The sequence below is a fragment of the Methylobacterium sp. HJ2 genome (assembly GCF_056431005.1).
In genome coordinates this window covers 307,918-322,902 of sequence record NZ_JBWJYM010000006.1, presented here as the reverse complement: position 1 = coordinate 322,902, position 14,985 = coordinate 307,918, and the positions used below count along the sequence as shown (strand labels likewise).

14 protein-coding genes are annotated in these 14,985 nt (G+C 74.4%); 4 read left to right on the top strand and 10 right to left on the bottom strand.

What is annotated here, in order from left to right; all coding sequences use genetic code 11:
• Position 1: 1 nt before the first annotated feature.
• The 4 genes from surE to ACS5RC_RS16950 all read right to left on the bottom strand — a co-directional run bounded on the left by surE (position 2) and on the right by ACS5RC_RS16950 (position 5,314).
• A complete protein-coding gene (gene surE, locus ACS5RC_RS16965) occupies positions 2–766 on the bottom strand; it encodes a 5'/3'-nucleotidase SurE (protein WP_478345055.1) in 765 nt (254 codons plus the stop codon).
• Positions 766–2,187 (bottom strand): serine--tRNA ligase, encoded by a 1,422-nt coding sequence (gene serS / locus ACS5RC_RS16960; RefSeq protein ID WP_478345054.1) that lies wholly within the window; start codon positions 2,185–2,187, stop codon positions 766–768. The genes surE and serS overlap by 1 nt, the downstream gene beginning before the upstream one ends.
• A 377-nt stretch (positions 2,188–2,564) precedes the next feature.
• Positions 2,565–4,172: a DUF2336 domain-containing protein gene (locus ACS5RC_RS16955; RefSeq protein ID WP_478345053.1), complete on the bottom strand. Its 1,608-nt coding sequence runs from the start codon at positions 4,170–4,172 to the stop codon at positions 2,565–2,567.
• Positions 4,169–5,314: a transglycosylase SLT domain-containing protein gene (locus tag ACS5RC_RS16950; protein ID WP_478345052.1), complete on the bottom strand. Its 1,146-nt coding sequence runs from the start codon at positions 5,312–5,314 to the stop codon at positions 4,169–4,171. Before ACS5RC_RS16950 ends, ACS5RC_RS16955 begins: the two co-directional genes overlap by 4 nt.
• Positions 5,315–5,474: 160 nt before the next feature.
• On the opposite strand from ACS5RC_RS16950, the gene ACS5RC_RS16945 reads away from it, so the two are divergent.
• Positions 5,475–6,074, top strand: a complete 600-nt coding sequence (locus ACS5RC_RS16945) for an aldolase/citrate lyase family protein (protein WP_478345051.1) — start codon at positions 5,475–5,477, stop codon at positions 6,072–6,074.
• Here the strand turns inward: ACS5RC_RS16945 and ACS5RC_RS16940 are convergent.
• Entirely contained in the window at positions 6,059–6,676 is a 618-nt protein-coding gene (locus ACS5RC_RS16940; RefSeq protein WP_478345050.1) for a flavin reductase family protein, read from the bottom strand. The two genes, ACS5RC_RS16945 and ACS5RC_RS16940, sit on opposite strands and share 16 nt — an antisense overlap.
• A gap of 12 nt (positions 6,677–6,688) precedes the next feature.
• A complete protein-coding gene (locus ACS5RC_RS16935; RefSeq protein WP_478345049.1) occupies positions 6,689–7,252 on the bottom strand; it encodes a nitroreductase family protein in 564 nt (187 codons plus the stop codon).
• A gap of 182 nt (positions 7,253–7,434) precedes the next feature.
• Here ACS5RC_RS16935 and ACS5RC_RS16930 point away from each other — a divergent pair, with 182 nt between their 5' ends.
• A complete protein-coding gene (locus tag ACS5RC_RS16930; RefSeq protein WP_478345114.1) occupies positions 7,435–8,334 on the top strand; it encodes a hypothetical protein in 900 nt (299 codons plus the stop codon).
• A 38-nt stretch (positions 8,335–8,372) separates the two neighbouring features.
• Here ACS5RC_RS16930 and ACS5RC_RS16925 read toward each other — a convergent pair whose 3' ends face one another.
• Positions 8,373–9,266, bottom strand: a complete 894-nt coding sequence (locus ACS5RC_RS16925; RefSeq protein ID WP_478345048.1) for a DMT family transporter — start codon at positions 9,264–9,266, stop codon at positions 8,373–8,375.
• A 28-nt stretch (positions 9,267–9,294) separates the two neighbouring features.
• Complete coding sequence (locus ACS5RC_RS16920) at positions 9,295–9,429, bottom strand: hypothetical protein (RefSeq protein ID WP_478345047.1); 135 nt, start codon at positions 9,427–9,429, stop codon at positions 9,295–9,297.
• Positions 9,430–9,554: 125 nt separating this feature from the next.
• Between ACS5RC_RS16920 and ACS5RC_RS16915 the strand changes: the two genes are divergently transcribed.
• Positions 9,555–10,952 carry an aminotransferase-like domain-containing protein gene (locus ACS5RC_RS16915; RefSeq protein WP_478345046.1) on the top strand — a complete coding sequence of 466 codons (1,398 nt, stop codon included), beginning with the start codon at positions 9,555–9,557 and terminating at the stop codon, positions 10,950–10,952.
• Positions 10,953–11,085: 133 nt separating this feature from the next.
• Here the strand turns inward: ACS5RC_RS16915 and thrS are convergent, their stop codons facing one another.
• Together thrS and ACS5RC_RS16905 are read right to left on the bottom strand one after the other, a co-directional pair.
• A complete protein-coding gene (gene thrS, locus ACS5RC_RS16910) occupies positions 11,086–13,113 on the bottom strand; it encodes a threonine--tRNA ligase (protein ID WP_478345045.1) in 2,028 nt (675 codons plus the stop codon).
• Between the two features lie 118 nt (positions 13,114–13,231).
• Positions 13,232–14,638 (bottom strand): RsmB/NOP family class I SAM-dependent RNA methyltransferase, encoded by a 1,407-nt coding sequence (locus tag ACS5RC_RS16905; RefSeq protein ID WP_478345044.1) that lies wholly within the window; start codon positions 14,636–14,638, stop codon positions 13,232–13,234.
• A gap of 96 nt (positions 14,639–14,734) precedes the next feature.
• On the opposite strand from ACS5RC_RS16905, the gene ACS5RC_RS16900 reads away from it, so the two are divergent.
• The gene (locus tag ACS5RC_RS16900) at positions 14,735–14,980 is read left to right on the top strand and encodes a DUF1674 domain-containing protein (RefSeq protein ID WP_478345043.1); all 246 of its coding nucleotides are present in this window, start codon (positions 14,735–14,737) and stop codon (positions 14,978–14,980) included.
• The last annotated feature ends 5 nt before the right edge of the window (positions 14,981–14,985 follow it).

The window sequence follows — 14,985 nt, the reverse complement described above, 5'->3', positions numbered from 1 at the left end:
GCTACTCTTGGAAGGCTTGCGCGAAGCGGGTCAGCGTCGGCTCGTCGGTGAGGTCGAGGCGCAGGGGCGTCACCGAGATCCGCCCCTCGGCGATGGCCTTGAGGTCGGAGCCGTTGCCGGGCTCGAACCGCGCCTTGGCGAAGGCCAGCCAGAAATACGGGTTGCCGCGCCCGTCGGTCCGCGCGTCGATGGCGAGGAGCGCCTGGTTGCGCTGCCCCTGCGCGGCCACCGCCACGCCCTGCACGGCCTCGGGATCGCAATCGGGGAAATTGACGTTGACGAGGATGCCGGGCTCGATCCCCGTCTCCAGGATCTTGGCGATCACCCGCGGCCCGTGGGTGCGCGCGCAGTCCCATTTCAGCGCGCCGCGCCCGCCCGCCCCGTAGGCCTGGCTCATGGCGATGGAGCGGATCCCCAGGATCGTGCCCTCCATCGCGGCGGCGATCGTGCCCGAGTAGGTCACGTCCTCGGCGACGTTCTGGCCGCGGTTCACCCCCGACAGGACGAGGTCGGGCTTCCCTTCCGCCAGGATGTGGCGCACCCCCATGATCACGCAGTCCGAGGGCGTGCCCTTGATGGCGAAGCGCTTCTCCGAGATCTGCCGCAGCCGCAGCGGGTCGTTCAGGGAGAGCGAGTGCGACACCCCCGACTGGTCGGTCTCGGGTGCCACCACCCAGACGTCGTCCGAGAGCGCGCCCGCGATCTCCTCCAGGGTGGCGAGGCCCGGCGCATGGATGCCGTCGTCGTTGGTGACGAGAATGCGCATCAGCTGGCTGGTCCCTCGATCCGGGTGAGGCCGCCCATGTAGGGCTGGAGGACGGACGGGATCGTCACGCTGCCGTCCGGGTTCTGGTAGTTCTCCATCACGGCGATCAGCGCGCGGCCGACGGCGACGCCCGAGCCGTTGAGGGTGTGGACGTGGGACACGCCCTTGCCCTCCTTCGGGCGGTAGCGCGCGTTCATCCGCCGCGCCTGGAACGGGCCGCAGACCGAGCAGGAGGAGATCTCCCGATAGGTCTGCTGGCCCGGCACCCAGACCTCGATGTCGTAGGTCTTCTGGCTCGCGAAGCCCATGTCGCCGGTGCAGAGCGTCATCACCCGGTAGCCGAGGTCGAGCTTCTTCAGCACCGCCTCGGCGCAGGCCAGCATGCGCTCGTGCTCCGCCTCGGATTGCTCGGGGGCGGTGATCGAGACGAGTTCGACCTTGTTGAACTGGTGCTGGCGCAGCATGCCGCGGGTGTCGCGCCCCGCCGCCCCGGCCTCGGCCCGGAAGCAGGGCGTGAGGGCGGTGAAGCGCAGGGGCAGCTCCTCCTCGCGCAGGATGCTCTCGCGCACGAGGTTGGTGAGGGGGACCTCGGCCGTCGGGATGAGCCAGAAATCCTCCTGGGTCGGGGCGGCGTCGATCGCATGATCGACCACGGATCGGAGGCTCAGGCTGCCGTCCTTGAGCAGCGCCTGGTCGCGGTCCGTCACGTGGTCGAGAGCCGCGTGCAACATCTCGTGACGGGTCTGGACGTTCGTGGACAGGAACTGGTCGTCCATGAACTTCGGCAGCTGCGCCGTGCCGAACATGGCGTGATCCCGCACCAGGATCGGCGGCGCCACCTCGGTGTAGCCGTGCTCGGTCGTGTGCAGGTCGAGCATGAACTGGCCGAGCGCCCGCTCGAGGCGCGCGAGCTGGCCCTTCAGCACCACGAAGCGCGAGCCGGAGAGCTTGGCCGCCGCCTCGAAATCCATCAGGCCCGTGGCCTCGCCGATCTCGAAATGCTGGCGCCCCTCCGCGAGCCGCGGGCGCGCCGCGTCGAAGCGGCGGTACTCGACGTTGCCGTGCTCGTCGGCGCCCTCCGGCACGTCGGCCTTCGGTTGATTCGGGATCGCCGCGAGGCGCTCGTCGAGCACACGGGCCGCCTCCGTCACGGCGGCCTCGAGGCCCGGCGCCTCGTCCTTCAGGCGGGCGACCTCAGCCATCAGCGCGGCGGCGCGAGCCTCGTCCCGCGCCTTCTTGGCGCCGCCGATCTCCCGCGCGAGCGCGTTGCGCCGCTCCTGGTTGGCCTGGGCGGCCGAGACCGCGGCCTTGCGGGAATCGTCGAGGGCGATCAGCTCGGCGGCGAGCGGCGACAGGCCGCGCCGTTGGAGGTCGCGGTCGAAGGCGTCCGGGGTCTCGCGGATCGCGCGGATGTCGTGCATGGGCTGGCTCGGGTTTCGCGCGCCCGCTTTGCAGCATCGGGCCCGCCCCGACAAGGTTCGGCCCCCGGGGCGCGGCCCTCAAAGCGGATTCGCACGTCGTGCGATTCCGCCCAGGCGTGCCCTGCCAAGGCTGCCCTGCCAAGTCTGCCCTGCCAAGGCACGGGCTCTTCCCTCCCCCCCTCTGCGGGGGGGGGGTACCCTGCGCAGCAGGGGGGAGAGGGGAGCCCGGCTTCCGGCAAGGACGCAGCGTCGATGCGGAGCGCCGTCCTGCACCGTCGCTCCCCTCTCCCGCCTCGCCGCGCTCGGCACCCTCCCCCGCAGAGGGAGGAGGGACAGGCGCGGGCTTCATCCGGGATGTGTGATCATCGTCGGCCGGCTCAGGCGGCGAGCCGGGCCACCTCCAGCTCGGCGAAGGCCGCCAGCGCCGCGGCGCCGGCCCGGGCGGCGGCCGATTCCATCGCGGGCTCGGGGACTGCGTCGGGGCGCTCCGCCGCGATCGCGGCCGGATCGCCCCCCTGGTCCTCGGCCGCGCGCCGCACCTCATCCCGGTGCGCGTGCTGCGCTTCTTGTCGCAGCCGCTCCTGCTCCTCGCGAAAGCTCGCCAGGATCGCGTCGGGCAGGGCGTCGAGCACGGCGTCGAACCGGTCAACAGGACGGTCGGCAGGCCGGTCGCCGCGGAGGCCGGGCCGGATCTCCGCCTCCGGCGCCGCGTCCAGGAATTCGGGCTCCGCGAGCGGCGCGCCCAGACGGGTCACCATTCCGCTGCGGATCTCGCCGCGCGCCTCGGCCTCGGCCTGGCGCCACGCCGCGTGCTCGTCGCGGCTGGCGCGCCGCGCCGCCTCGCGCGCGAGCGCCTCCTCGGCGATGGCGCGGGAGACCTCGCGGGCCTCGTCGCGGGCGGCCTCGGCCTCGTAGCGCACGAGCAGCGCCGTCACGGCCTGCATCTCGGAAAACGGCATGTCCTCGCAGGCGGTGAGCGCGCGCTCGATCATCCGGCGCGACAGGCCGGCGCCCCGGAGCGTGCTCGTCCCGCTCTGCGCCTCGCGCCACGCGCCGAGCGCGGCGGTGATCGCGGGCAGGAGCGCCTCCGCGAGCCCGGCCCGCCGGTGCAGCTCGGCGATGCCGCGGGGCTCGCGCATCAGGTGCGTCACCCGGGCGTGGTCGAGGCCCGAGAGGTCGGCGAAGGCGGTCTCCGCGAAGGTCATCTGCCCGGACAGGATCGCCCGCAGGATCAGCCCGGCATTGAGCTGACCGGTCTGGCGCAGGTGGCGGACCACGCGGGCATGGGCCGCGGCGCCGGCCCCGGCGCAGAGTTCGAGCACGGCGCGCTCGCCCGCCTCCCGGCTCATCCGGGCGCTGCGCTCCGGGCTGAGCCAGCCGGCCTGGGTGACGTAGCGCGAGAGGTCCTGCGCGAGGCGCGCGCCCACCGCGTGGCGCACCTCGATCGGCAGCTCCGCCCGCTCCAGCAGGGCCTCGCGCAGCGACGCGTCCGAGCCGTGGCGCTCCACCATCCGCAGCATCCGGCCCGTGGTGATCCGGGCGGTGGGGTTGCGCGCGAGCACCGTCAGGGTCTCCGCGGTGCCGATCTCGGCCAGTGCGCCCGCGACCGGGTGGGAGAGGTGGTGGCGCCCGGCGATCGTGGCGCGCACCGCCTCGCAGCCGACGGCGGCGGCGTCCACGAGGTCGGCGTCGCTGAACACGGGCGAGCGGGCGAGCACCACGCAGGCGATCTCGGTCTGGTCGCAGGCGAGCGCCACCACGAGGGGGCGCGGCGCCCGGGCCGAGGCGGCGCAGGCCTCGGCCAGGGCCCGGCGCACGATCGGCGCCGGATCGTCCAGGAGGGCGAGCAGGGCGGTCTTGGCCTCCCAGGCGGCCTCGGGCGCGAGGTTGCCGTAGAGGTAGGCCCGCGCCAGCGCCGAGGCGGATTCGGCCCGCTGCCCGGCCGAGGCGTGCTGGGTCGAGGCCAGGAACTGGCGGATGATCATGGACCGCTCCGGGTGGCGAAGAAGGCGTTCGCGTGGGGCTGCGTGGCCCGCGCCGCGAGCGCGGCCGGGCGCCGCGGCGGCAGGGGCGGGTTCAGGATGACGCTGCCGGAGGGCACCGGATCGGCCGCGAGGGCGCCGGTGGTCCGCGCCGCAGCGGGCTCCGGCTCCGCCGCGGCCTGGGGCGTCGGCTCGGCATCGGCGCCGGCCTCGGAGCGCGGGAACCAGCTCTGCGCCGTCCGCACGGGTGCGGTGGCGCTCGCCGTGGCGGCGTCGGGGCGCCCCTGCCACAGCTTCGGCAGCCCCTGCGCCACCGGGCCGGGCCGCCGGTCGGTCTGGAACAGGCTGCGCAGGTCGGCCCCCGCCGCGTAGGCCGAGGCGGCGTAGGCGGTGGTGGCCTGGGGCAGGTCGCCCTCGGGGTTGAGCACGGAGGTGGTGCCGCGCAGGCCGGCTCCGGGGGCATTCCCCTGGGTGCTTCCCTGAGCGTTGCCCTGCGCCGCCGCCGACAGGCCGGCATAGAGCTCGGCCACCGTGCGCGGGCGCCCGCTCCGGTCGTAGAACAGGGCGCGGTTGGCGGCGGCCGCCTCCGGCAGGTCGAGAGCCGCCGCCCGGTCGGGATTGGCGCGCACGGAGGCGATCAGGCTCGCCGCGCCCCGCGCCCCGAGGACATGGGCGGCGTAGAGGTCGCCGGCGCCCGGCTCGCGCCCGAGGACGCCGGCCAGGGCCTCGCCGTTCTTCTGGGTGAGCGCGCCCGCGAGCGTCGCCGAGATGCGGGGATCGCGGCGCAGGTCGAGGATAGTCTGGCGGGCCGCCGGGTCGTCCACCGCGTACGTGCCGTCCGGCCGCGCCGTGATGGCGTCGGCGTAGGGGGCGAGGCCGAGCTTCGGCCCGGCATTCTTCATCACGCCGAGCCAGGTCTGCTCGATGAACTGGAACAGGCCGGTGGCGCTCGACGTGCCGGCCTTGGCCGAGGGGTCGAGGGCGGATTCCCGCTGGGCCGTGGCGAGCAGGTAGTCGAAGCCGACGCCGCTCGCCTGCGCCCCGTCGCGGATCGCCTCCACGACGCCCGGCCCGGCCGTCCTGGCGCTCGCGCCGGGTTGCGCGCCGGTCTCGCGGGGGCTGGAGGGCGTGGTGAACAGGAACATCCGGGGAGGCCGCGTGGGTCGCGCCGGCTCGGGGCGATCCCGCCGGCGCCGGGGAGCGCGGACGCCGCGTTCCCCGTCCGCGAATCTGGTCCCGTTATGGTAAAGAAAGCTTGAAGTTCCCGGGGTCTCGGTCACGCCGCGCCCCCGAGCCGCGGAGCCGATGCGCAGCCTTCTGATCCTCGCCCCCGACGACACGCGCGCGGAGAACGCGCTCCGCGGCGTCCGGCCCGACGCGCTGATCGTCGGGGGGCGCGCGCCGGCGGCGGACCGGCTCGCGGCCCTGCGCGCCCGCGTGCCCCGCCTCTACGTCCGGCCGGAGCCGGGCCTGTCCGATCTTCCGGCGCTCCTCGCCCTCCGGCCCGCTGGGGTCGTGCTCGCGCGCGCCGAGGGCGGTGCCGCGGTCGCGCGGCTCGGCAATCGGCTCGCGGTGCACGAGGCCGAGACGGGGCTCGCCGACGGCGCCCTGCGCATCCTCGCGGTGGCCGGCACCGCGCGCGGGATCCTGCGGGCGCAGGAGCTGGCGGGGGCGAGCCCGCGGCTCGAGGGCCTCGGCTGGGACGCGGAGGATCTCGCCCGCGACCTCGGCGTGCCGGCGCAGGAGCCCTGGGCGGCGCCGCTCGCGCAGGCGCGGGCCCTGATCCGGCTCGCCGCCGCCGCGGCCGGCGTGCCGGCGATCGAGAGCGCCGGGGCCGATCCCGCGCGGGCGCACCGCGACGGGTTCGCCGCGATGTTCCGACGGGCCTCTCAGCGAGACGTGTAGTCGCCGGCGCCCTTCGGCCGCTGCATGGTGAAGCGGTTCTCGGCCGCGACCGCGAAGTAGTCGAAATAGCCGCCGCGCTGGATCGGCCGCATCGCCGCGGTGTCGACGAGCCCGTCCTTCACGTAGCGCTCGTCGATGTAGATCGAGACCACCTGCCCGATCACCAGGAAGTTCTGCGCCTCTCCGCCGGCGAGCGGCACCAGCGGCACGGTCTGCAGCCAGCGGCACTCGATCGCCGCGGCCGCGTCGGCGACGCGAGGGGGGCGCACCTTGCGGGAGGGCGCCGTGGCGAGGCCCGCGAAGGCGAACTCGCTCTCCCCGCGCGGGAGCGGCGCCGAGGAGGCGTTCATCGCCTCGCGCAGGTCCCAGCTCGCGAGGTTGCAGACGAAGTCGCCGCCCTCCTCCGCGAAGGTCATGGCGTCCTTCCGCCCCGTGGAGGAGAAGGCCACCATGTCGTCGGCCACCGCGTTGAAGAACGAGTAGGGCGCGAGGTTGAGGCCCCCGTCCCGGCTCATCGTGCTGATCCAGCCGATCGGCCGGGGCGCGACGATCGCCTTCAGCGGGTTGTGCGGCAGCGTCCGGGTCTCGGTGTCGTAATCCATCGCCTGTTCCCCTCAGAGCCGCGTGACGATCTCGGCGAGCGCCGGGCGCGGCCGGTCGCCCGGGATGTCCCGCGGCTGCCCGATATGGACGAAGCCGGCGAGGCGCTCGCTCGGGGCGAGCCCCAGCGCGTCGAGCACCCGGCGGTCGTAGCCGAACCATTCGGTGAGCCATGACGTCGCGAAGCCCGCCGCGTTCGCCGCCACCACGAGGTTCATCGTGGCCGCGCCCGCGGAGAGCACCTGCTCCCATTCGGGGATCTTGACGTGCGGGCCGGCGCTGGAGACCACCGCCACCACCACGGGCGCGTGGGCGAGGCGGTTGCGCTCGAGGTCGAGGCGCTTGGCGTCCGCCTCCGGGTTGTCGGCCGCGTAGGCCGCCGCGATGGTCTCGCCGACCCGCGCGCGCGCCGCGCCCGCGATCACGATGAAGCGCCAGGGCGCGAGCTTGCCGTGGTCGGGCACCCGGGCGGCGAGCGTCAGGATGGTGTCGAGCTCGGCGGTCGTCGGCCCGGGCTCGGCGAGCTGCGCGGGCGGGACGGAGCGGCGGCGGCTGAGCAGGTCGAGGGTGGCGTTCATCACGGGGCACCGGGCACGTCGGAACAGGGCCCGGACTTGGCACGCGGCAGGCTCCCTGAAAAGGGTGGGCCGGGCATCCGCCTTGCGGGCGCCACGGTCCGGGGTCACAGGAGGGCCCGGGTGACGCGGGACGGTCTCGGGAGGTAGGGATGCGCGGTCGGTTCGGGCCAGGTCTGTCGGCGATGCTGCTGGCGGCGCTCTGTCCGGCCCTCGTGCCCGCCGTCGCGCTCGCGCAGCCGGCCGACACCTTCCCGAACCGCCTCGGCGGCGGCGTCCCCTCCCCGTCGATCACCGCGCCCGCCTTTCCGCCGAGCCCCGCGGAGGCCGAGACCACGCTCTCCCTCAGCGCCGTGCTCGCCGGCATCGGCGAGCCGCTCCGCGCGGGCCTCGCCTGGCGCATCTACGACGATCGCGGCGACGGCAGCCGCCCGAACATCGTCGCCCGCTCGGGCGAGGCCGAGCCGAGCTTCCGTCTGCCGCCGGGCGCCTATGTCGCCACCGTCACCTACGGCTTCGCCAGCGCGACGAAGCGCGTCACCCTCGCGGGCCAGCCGCTTGCCGACACCCTGCGGGTCAGCGCCGGGGCCTTGCGGCTCTCGGGCGCGGTGGGCGACACCCGGATTCCGCCCGCGCAGCTCGCCTTCTCGGTCTTCGTGCCGGTCGGCACCAACTCGGAGGGACGGCTGGTGCGCAGCGGCGTGAAGGCGGGCGAGCTGCTGCGCCTGCCCGAGGGCACCTACCACGTGGTCTCGACCTACGGGGAATCGAACGCGATCCAGCGCGCCGATCTCAAGGTCGAGAACGGCAAGATCACCGACGCGACGCTCAACCACCGCGCCGCCACCGTCACCCTCAAGCTCGTGGCCGCCCCCGGCGCCGAGGCGTTCGCGGGCACCGCCTTCAGCGTGCTGACGCCGGGCGGCGACACCATCCGGGAAGCGATCGGCGCCTTCCCGCAGGTGACGCTCGCCGAGGGCGACTACGTGCTGATCGCCCGCCACGACGGGCAGGTCTACACCCGGGAGTTCAAGGTGGAGAGCGGGATGGACCGCGACATCGAGGTGGTGGCCAAAGGCGCCTGACGACCGGCGCCCGAGAGCCCGGCGGGACCGCGCCCCGCTCAGGCGAACCGGCGCGCCCCCGCCACGCAGGCCGCGACGGCGCCCGCGGCCACCGGCATCGTCGGGTCGATGGTCTCGCCGAGCAGCAGCGCCGCGATGGCCAGCCCGAGGAAGGGCTGGAGCAGCTGCAACTGCCCGATCGCCGCGATACCGCCGCGGGCCAGCGCCCGGTACCAGAACACGAACCCGATCAGCATGCTGAAGAGCGACACGTAGGCGAGGCCCGCCAGCGCCGGCAGCGGCGCTCCGCCGGGATCGGCCGGCCGCAGCAGGAGCGCCAGCGGCAGGGTCAGGGGCAGGCTCAGCAGCGTCGCCCAGGCGATCACCTGCCAGCCGCCGAGACGGCGCGCCAAGCGCCCGCCCTCCGCGTAGCCGAGGCCGCAGACCAGCATCGCGGCGAGCATCAGACCGTCGCCGAGGAGCGAGACCGGACCGCCGCCGCGCGCGGCGAAGGCGACCGTGACCGCGGCGCCGAGCCCCGACAGGACCCAGAACGGCCGGGACGGCCGCTCGCCCGCCCGCAGCGCCCCGAACAGGGCGGTCGACAGCGGCAGCAGCCCGACGAACACGCTGGCATGCCCGGCCCCCACATGGCGCAGCGCCAGGGCCGTGAGGAGCGGGAAGCCGATCACCACGCCCGCCGCCACCACGGCGAGCGGGATCAGGTCGGCGACCCGCGGCAGCCGCTGGCGCAGCACGAGGAGCGCGAGCATCGCCGCAAGCCCCGCCAGCGCGGCCCGGGCCAGCGTCAGGAAGACGGGGTCGAACCCCGTCAGCGCGAGGCGGGTCGCCGCGAGCGAGCCGCTGAAGATCGTCACGCCGATCAGCCCGTCGCGCACCGCCCCCGCGGGGGCCGGCCGCCCCGGGGCCGTGAGGGCAAGAACTCCGCTCATGGACGGTCCCTCCTCGTCCGGTCCGGCATCAGCCGAACGGCAGGATCAGCGGCAGCGCGAGCCCGATCCCGCCCGCCGCCAGGATCAGCGCGTCGGCGATCTGCCGCCCGACCCGCGCCGCCCGCCCTCCGCGCGGCCGAAGCCCCTCCGTCGATCCACCCATCGCGTCTCTCCATCGATTCCGTCACGGCCGGCTTGATGGGCGGGCCGGGGCTTTCGGGCCAGGGACGGAGCCGGTACAATTCGCCCGAACTGTCCGGGACGATCGGCAGTACGGTTGGAGGAATCATGGCGGACGGCGCGGCGGAGCCCGGCCTCACCCGGGTCGGGTCGGTGATGGCGGCAATCGAGGGGCGGATCGGCGGGCGGCTGCTCGCGCCCGGTGCGCGGCTGCCCTCGGTGCGCGCCTTCGCGGCCAGCATGGGCGTGTCGAAATCCACCGTGGTCGAGGCCTACGACCGGCTGGCCGCGGAGGGGGCAATCGTCTCGCGGCCGGGCTCGGGCTTCTACGTGGCGGGCCGGCCGGAGCCGTTCTGCCTCGCCTCCGCGGGTCCCCGCCTCGACCGGGCCGTCGATCCGCTCTGGATCAGCCGGCAGGCGCTCGAGACCTACCCGGACGTGCTCAAGCCCGGCTGCGGCTGGCTGCCGCCGGACTGGATGCCCGAGGCGGCGCTCGCCCGCGCGCTGCGCCACCTCGCCCGCGCGGCCGGTCCGGGCCTCACCGCCTACGACAGCCCCCAGGGGCTGACCCCGTTGCGCGAGAACCTCGCGCGGCGCCTCGTCGAGCGCGGGGTGCCGGCCCATCCCGACCAGATCGTGCTGACGGAATCGGCGACGCAGGCCCTCGACCTCGTCTGCCGCTTCCTGATCGAGCCGGGCGACACGGTGTTGGTGGACGATCCCTGCTACTTCAACTTCCGCGCCCTGCTGCGGGCGCACCGGGTCCGGGTCGAGGGCGTACCCTTCGGGCCGCAGGGACCGGATCTCGCCGCGCTGGAGACGGCCTTCCGCAGCCACCGGCCACGCTTCTACCTGACCAACGCCTGCCTCCATAACCCGACCGGCGGGTCGCTGCCCCCGGCGGTGGCGCACCGGGTGCTGCGGCTCGCCGAGGCACACGACACCCTGATCGTGGAGGACGACATCTACGCCGATTTCGAGGGGGAGCCCGGTCCCCGGCTCGCCGGCTTCGACGGGCTGGAGCGGGTGATCCAGATCGGGGGCTTCTCGAAGACGCTCTCCTCGGCCTGCCGCGTCGGCTACGTGGCGTTGCGGGGCGCCTGGGTCGAGCGCTTCGTCGACCTGAAGGTCGCGGTGAGCCTCGGCGACTCGCACCTCGCGGCCGGCGTGGTGCAGCGCGTCCTCACCGACGGCAGCTACCGCCACCATCTCGACGCGCTGCGCCTGCGCCTCGCCGAGGCCCGCGGGCGGGTGCTCCGGCGTCTGCGCGCGGCGGGGCTGGCGGTGCCGTTCGTGCCGCCCGCCGGCATGTTCCTGTGGGCCTGCCTGCCGGACGGCCTCGACGCGGGCGAGATCTCGCGCCGGGCGCTTGCCGAGCGCGTGGTGCTCGCTCCCGGCAACGTCTTCAGCGTCGGGCAGGGGGCGGCGGGCTACCTCCGCTTCAACGTGGCCCAATGCGCCGACCCGCGGGTCTTCGCAGCGCTGGGGCGGGCGATGGCGGGGTGACGCGGCCTCCGCTTGATAATAGCGGCGGCCGTGTCACGCAGCCCGCGCGGCGCTCGAGCGAAGCCCGGATCCGCCTTCCCGAAGGGATCGGCCGGATCCGGTACGAGGCCGTCGGCGCCCCGCCCCCGGGCCGTCAGGGCGCCGGCTCGACCACGTGCTGCCCGTCCAGCGTCGCGTCCTCGGTCGGGCGCGTCTCGGCCACCGCCTCGGCGCGGCGCAGGTCCGGGGAGGTCGCCTCCGCGACGAAGGCCGCCACCGCCTCGGCGAGCGGCAGGGTGGTGGTCTTCTGGCTGCCGAGGCGGCGGATCGAGACGGTGCCCTCCTCCGCCTCGCGCCGCCCGAGCGCCAGCAGCACCGGGACCTTGGCGAGCGAGTGCTCGCGGACCTTGTAGTTGATCTTCTCGTTGCGTAGGTCCGCCTCGACCCGCAGCCCCGCCCGCTCCAGCATCCGCACCACCGTGCGGGCATAGGCGTCGGCATCCCCGGTGATCGTGGCCACCACCACCTGGACCGGCGCGAGCCAGAGCGGGAAATGCCCGGCGAAATGTTCGATCAGGATGCCGGTGAAGCGCTCCATCGAGCCGCAGATGGCGCGGTGGACCATCACGGGCGGCTTCTTCTGGCTGTCGGCATCGACGTAGAAGGCGCCGAACCGCTCGGGCAGGTTGAAGTCGACCTGCGTGGTGCCGCATTGCCAGTCGCGGCCGATGGCGTCGCGCAGCACGTACTCGAATTTGGGTCCGTAGAAGGCGCCCTCGCCCGGGTTCACCTCGGTGCGGATGCGCCCGCCCGACTGCGCCTCGATCTGCGCCAGCACGCGGGTCATCACCTCTTCCGCGTGGTCCCACAGGGCGTCCGAGCCGACCCGCTTCTCGGGCCGGGTCGAGAGCTTCACCACGATCTGGTCGAAGCCGAAATCCGCGTAGGTCGAGAGGATCAGGTCGTTGATCGTCAGGCACTCGTCGGCGAGCTGGTCCTCGGTGCAGAAGATGTGCGCGTCGTCCTGGGTGAAGCCGCGCACCCGCATCAGCCCGTGCATGGCGCCGGACGGCTCGTAGCGGTGCACCACCCCGAATTCCGCCATGCGCAGAGGCAGATCGCGGTACGACTTCAGGCCGTGCTTGAAGATCTGCACGTGCCCCGGGCAGTTCATCGGCTTGAGGGCGAACCAGCGCTTGTCCTCTGCCTCCTCGCCCGCGCTCTGGGCCGCGAACATGTTCTCGCGATACCAGCCCCAGTGCCCGGAGGTCTCCCACAGGGCCTTGTCGAGGATCTGCGGCGCGTTCACCTCGGCGTAGTCGCCCTTCAGGCGGCGGCGCATGTAGGCGATGAGTTCCTGGAAGATCGTCCAGCCCTTGGCGTGCCAGAACACCACGCCGGGCCCCTCCTCCTGGAAGTGGAACAGGTCCATCTCGCGGCCGAGCCTGCGGTGGTCGCGGCGCTCGGCCTCCTCCAGCCGGTGCAGGTAGGCGTCGAGATCCTCCTTCGAGGCCCAGGCGGTGCCGTAGATGCGGGTCAGCATCGGGTTGTTCGAATCGCCGCGCCAATAGGCGCCCGCGACCTTCATCAGCTTGAAGGCGGTGCCGACCTTGCCCGTCGAGGTCATGTGCGGCCCGCGGCAGAGGTCGAACCACGTGCCCTGGCGGTAGATCTTCAGGTCCTCGCCCGGCGGGATCGCGTCGACCAGCTCGACCTTGTAGCCCTCGCCCTTCTCGGCGAAGAGCGTGCGCACGTCCTCGCGCTTCCAGACCTCCTTGGTGAAGGGGGCGTCGCGCGCGATGATCTCGCGCATCTTCGCCTCGATCGTCGGGAAGTCCTCCGGGGTGAAGGGCTCGGACCGGGCGAAGTCGTAGTAGAAGCCGTTCTCGATCACCGGGCCGATCGTCACCTGGGTGTCCGGCCAGAGCTCCTGCACCGCCTCGGCGAGCACGTGGGCGCAATCGTGCCGGATCAGCTCCAGGGCGCGGGGATCGGTGCGGTCCAGGAACTCGATGCGCACGTCGTGCGCGATCGGATCGTCCAGATCCGTGACGGTGCCGTCGAGCGCCATCGCCACGGTGCGCTTGGCCAGCGACTTGGCGATGCCCTCCACCACGGCGCGGCCGGTCACCGGGCTGTCGAAGGCGCGGGTGTTGCCGTCGGGGAATGTCAGGATGGGCATGGCCAGGTCTCCGGGCTCACTCCTGCGTACGCGGCAGGTAAGCGGTGGTCGGGGGCGCGCCGCGCGCGGCGCGGGAGCGGCCGTTTAGACCGGTTTTCGTCGCGATGGAACGGCAGCCTCAGCCCACGCGGCGCAGCCGGCTCGCGAAGAAGCCGTCGAGGCCGCCGCGGTCGTCCGCGCCGCCGCCGAGATGGCAGGGCAGCGTGCGCAGGTCCCCGTTCCGATCGATCAGGGCGCTCAAGGCCCCGACCTCGTCCGGCCTGACGGGATCCCGTTCGAAGGCACGGGTCCGGCTCAGGAAATCCGCGATGCGGGCCTCGCCCTCCTCGGGCTCCAGCGAGCAGGTGCAGTAGACGAGGCGCCCGCCCGGCGCGACGAGGCCGGCGGCGTGGTCGAGCAGGCGGGCCTGCAGGCCGGAGAGCCGCGCGACGTCGGCCTCGGTCTTGGTCCAGGCGACGTCGGGATGGCGCCGGATCGTGCCCGTGGCCGAGCAGGGCGCGTCGAGCAGGACCGCGTCGAAGCCGCCCGGCCGGTCGAGGGCGAGCGCGTCGCCGACCACGATCTCGGCGGCGAGCCCGAGGCGGTCGAGGTTCCGCCGCAGCCGCTCCAGGCGCGGGGCCGAGCGGTCGAGGGCCGTCACCGCGGCGCCCGCGGCGGCGAGCTGGGCGGTCTTCCCGCCGGGCGCCGCGCAGAGGTCGACGACGCGCTCGCCGGGCTGGGCGGCGAGAAGGCGGCCGGGGATCGCCGCGGCGGCGTCCTGCACCCACCACGCCCCCTCGGCGAAGCCCGGCAGGGCGGCGATCGGCCCGGATTCCGCGGGCAATCGCAGGGAGCCGGTCGGCAGCAGGGTGGCGCCCAGGCGCTCGGCCCAGATCTCCGGATCGGCCCGGACCGTGAGGTCGACGGTGGCGCCGGAGAGATGGGCGCGGCCGATCTGGCGGGCGGTCGCCGCGCCGTAATGGTCGCGCCAGCGCGCCGCCAGCCAATCGGGCGTGCCGTCGGCCAGAGGGTCGGCCGCGGCGGCGCTCGCGCCCAGGATCTCGGCGCGCTCGCGGGCGACCCGGCGCAGCACCGCGTTGACGAGGCCGCCGAGATGCTGCGTGCGCCGCTCGCCCTTGGCGAGCCGGACCGCGAGATCGACGGCGGCGTGGTCGGGTACCGCGAGGTCGAGGATCTGCGCGGCGCCGGTGGCGAGGAGCGCCAGCAGCATGGGCTGGTCCTCCGGCAGACCGTGGGCGAGGCGCGCGCGCAAGGCCGTCCGGATCAGGCCGAAGCGCCGGAAGGTGGCGGTGGCGATGGCGCGCGCGAGCGCCGCCTCGGCCGGATCGAGCCCCCGACCCGCCTGGGCCAGCGCATCCTCGAGGGCGAGCGCCCGGTTCTGGCCGAGAAGCTCGGCCACGGCCCGCATCGCGGCTGCCCGCGCGGGCAGCCCGGCGGCGTCCTGGGCCGGATCCGGCTCCTGCGCCGCTTCGCCCCTCGTCGCCGGTGCGGGGCGTCCGTTGCGCGGTGTGCTCCTCGATGCCACTTTCCAATGATCCTGCCGGCGATCCCACCCTGGCCGGCTCCGGGCCGGCCCGTGCCGGCACCCTGCCCTTCCACCCGAGCGAGCCAGATGCAAGACGTGCCGCAGCAAGTCGCGCCACAGTCCAACGCGAGACAGGACGAAACGCCGCGGGCGGCCGAGGCGCCTCCGCGCCGCCTCACCCCGGAGGCCGAGCGCGCCCTGGCGGAGGCCGCCGCCCGCCGCGCCGCGGTCGATGCCCGCGCGGCCGAGATCGCCGCCCGCCCCGAGCATCTCGGCCGCGGCGGCCTGGAGCCCGTGCGCTACGAGGACTGGGAGGTGAAGGGCCTCGCGGTCGACTTCTAGACCGC

Bases quoted from the DNA above. Each gene is read 5' to 3' on its own strand.
- ACS5RC_RS16915 (WP_478345046.1), top strand. From the start codon at position 9,555: ATGGCGGACGGCGCGGCGGAGCCCGGCCTCACCCGGGTCGGGTCGGTG.
- thrS (WP_478345045.1), bottom strand. From the start codon at position 13,113: ATGCCCATCCTGACATTCCCCGACGGCAACACCCGCGCCTTCGACAGC.
- ACS5RC_RS16925 (WP_478345048.1), bottom strand. From the start codon at position 9,266: ATGAGCGGAGTTCTTGCCCTCACGGCCCCGGGGCGGCCGGCCCCCGCG.
- ACS5RC_RS16955 (WP_478345053.1), bottom strand. From the start codon at position 4,172: ATGATCATCCGCCAGTTCCTGGCCTCGACCCAGCACGCCTCGGCCGGG.
- ACS5RC_RS16935 (WP_478345049.1), bottom strand. From the start codon at position 7,252: ATGAACGCCACCCTCGACCTGCTCAGCCGCCGCCGCTCCGTCCCGCCC.
- ACS5RC_RS16920 (WP_478345047.1), bottom strand. From the start codon at position 9,429: ATGGGTGGATCGACGGAGGGGCTTCGGCCGCGCGGAGGGCGGGCGGCG.
- surE (WP_478345055.1), bottom strand. From the start codon at position 766: ATGCGCATTCTCGTCACCAACGACGACGGCATCCATGCGCCGGGCCTC.
- ACS5RC_RS16950 (WP_478345052.1), bottom strand. From the start codon at position 5,314: ATGTTCCTGTTCACCACGCCCTCCAGCCCCCGCGAGACCGGCGCGCAA.
- ACS5RC_RS16930 (WP_478345114.1), top strand. From the start codon at position 7,435: ATGCTGCTGGCGGCGCTCTGTCCGGCCCTCGTGCCCGCCGTCGCGCTC.
- ACS5RC_RS16945 (WP_478345051.1), top strand. From the start codon at position 5,475: ATGCGCAGCCTTCTGATCCTCGCCCCCGACGACACGCGCGCGGAGAAC.
- ACS5RC_RS16940 (WP_478345050.1), bottom strand. From the start codon at position 6,676: ATGGATTACGACACCGAGACCCGGACGCTGCCGCACAACCCGCTGAAG.
- serS (WP_478345054.1), bottom strand. From the start codon at position 2,187: ATGCACGACATCCGCGCGATCCGCGAGACCCCGGACGCCTTCGACCGC.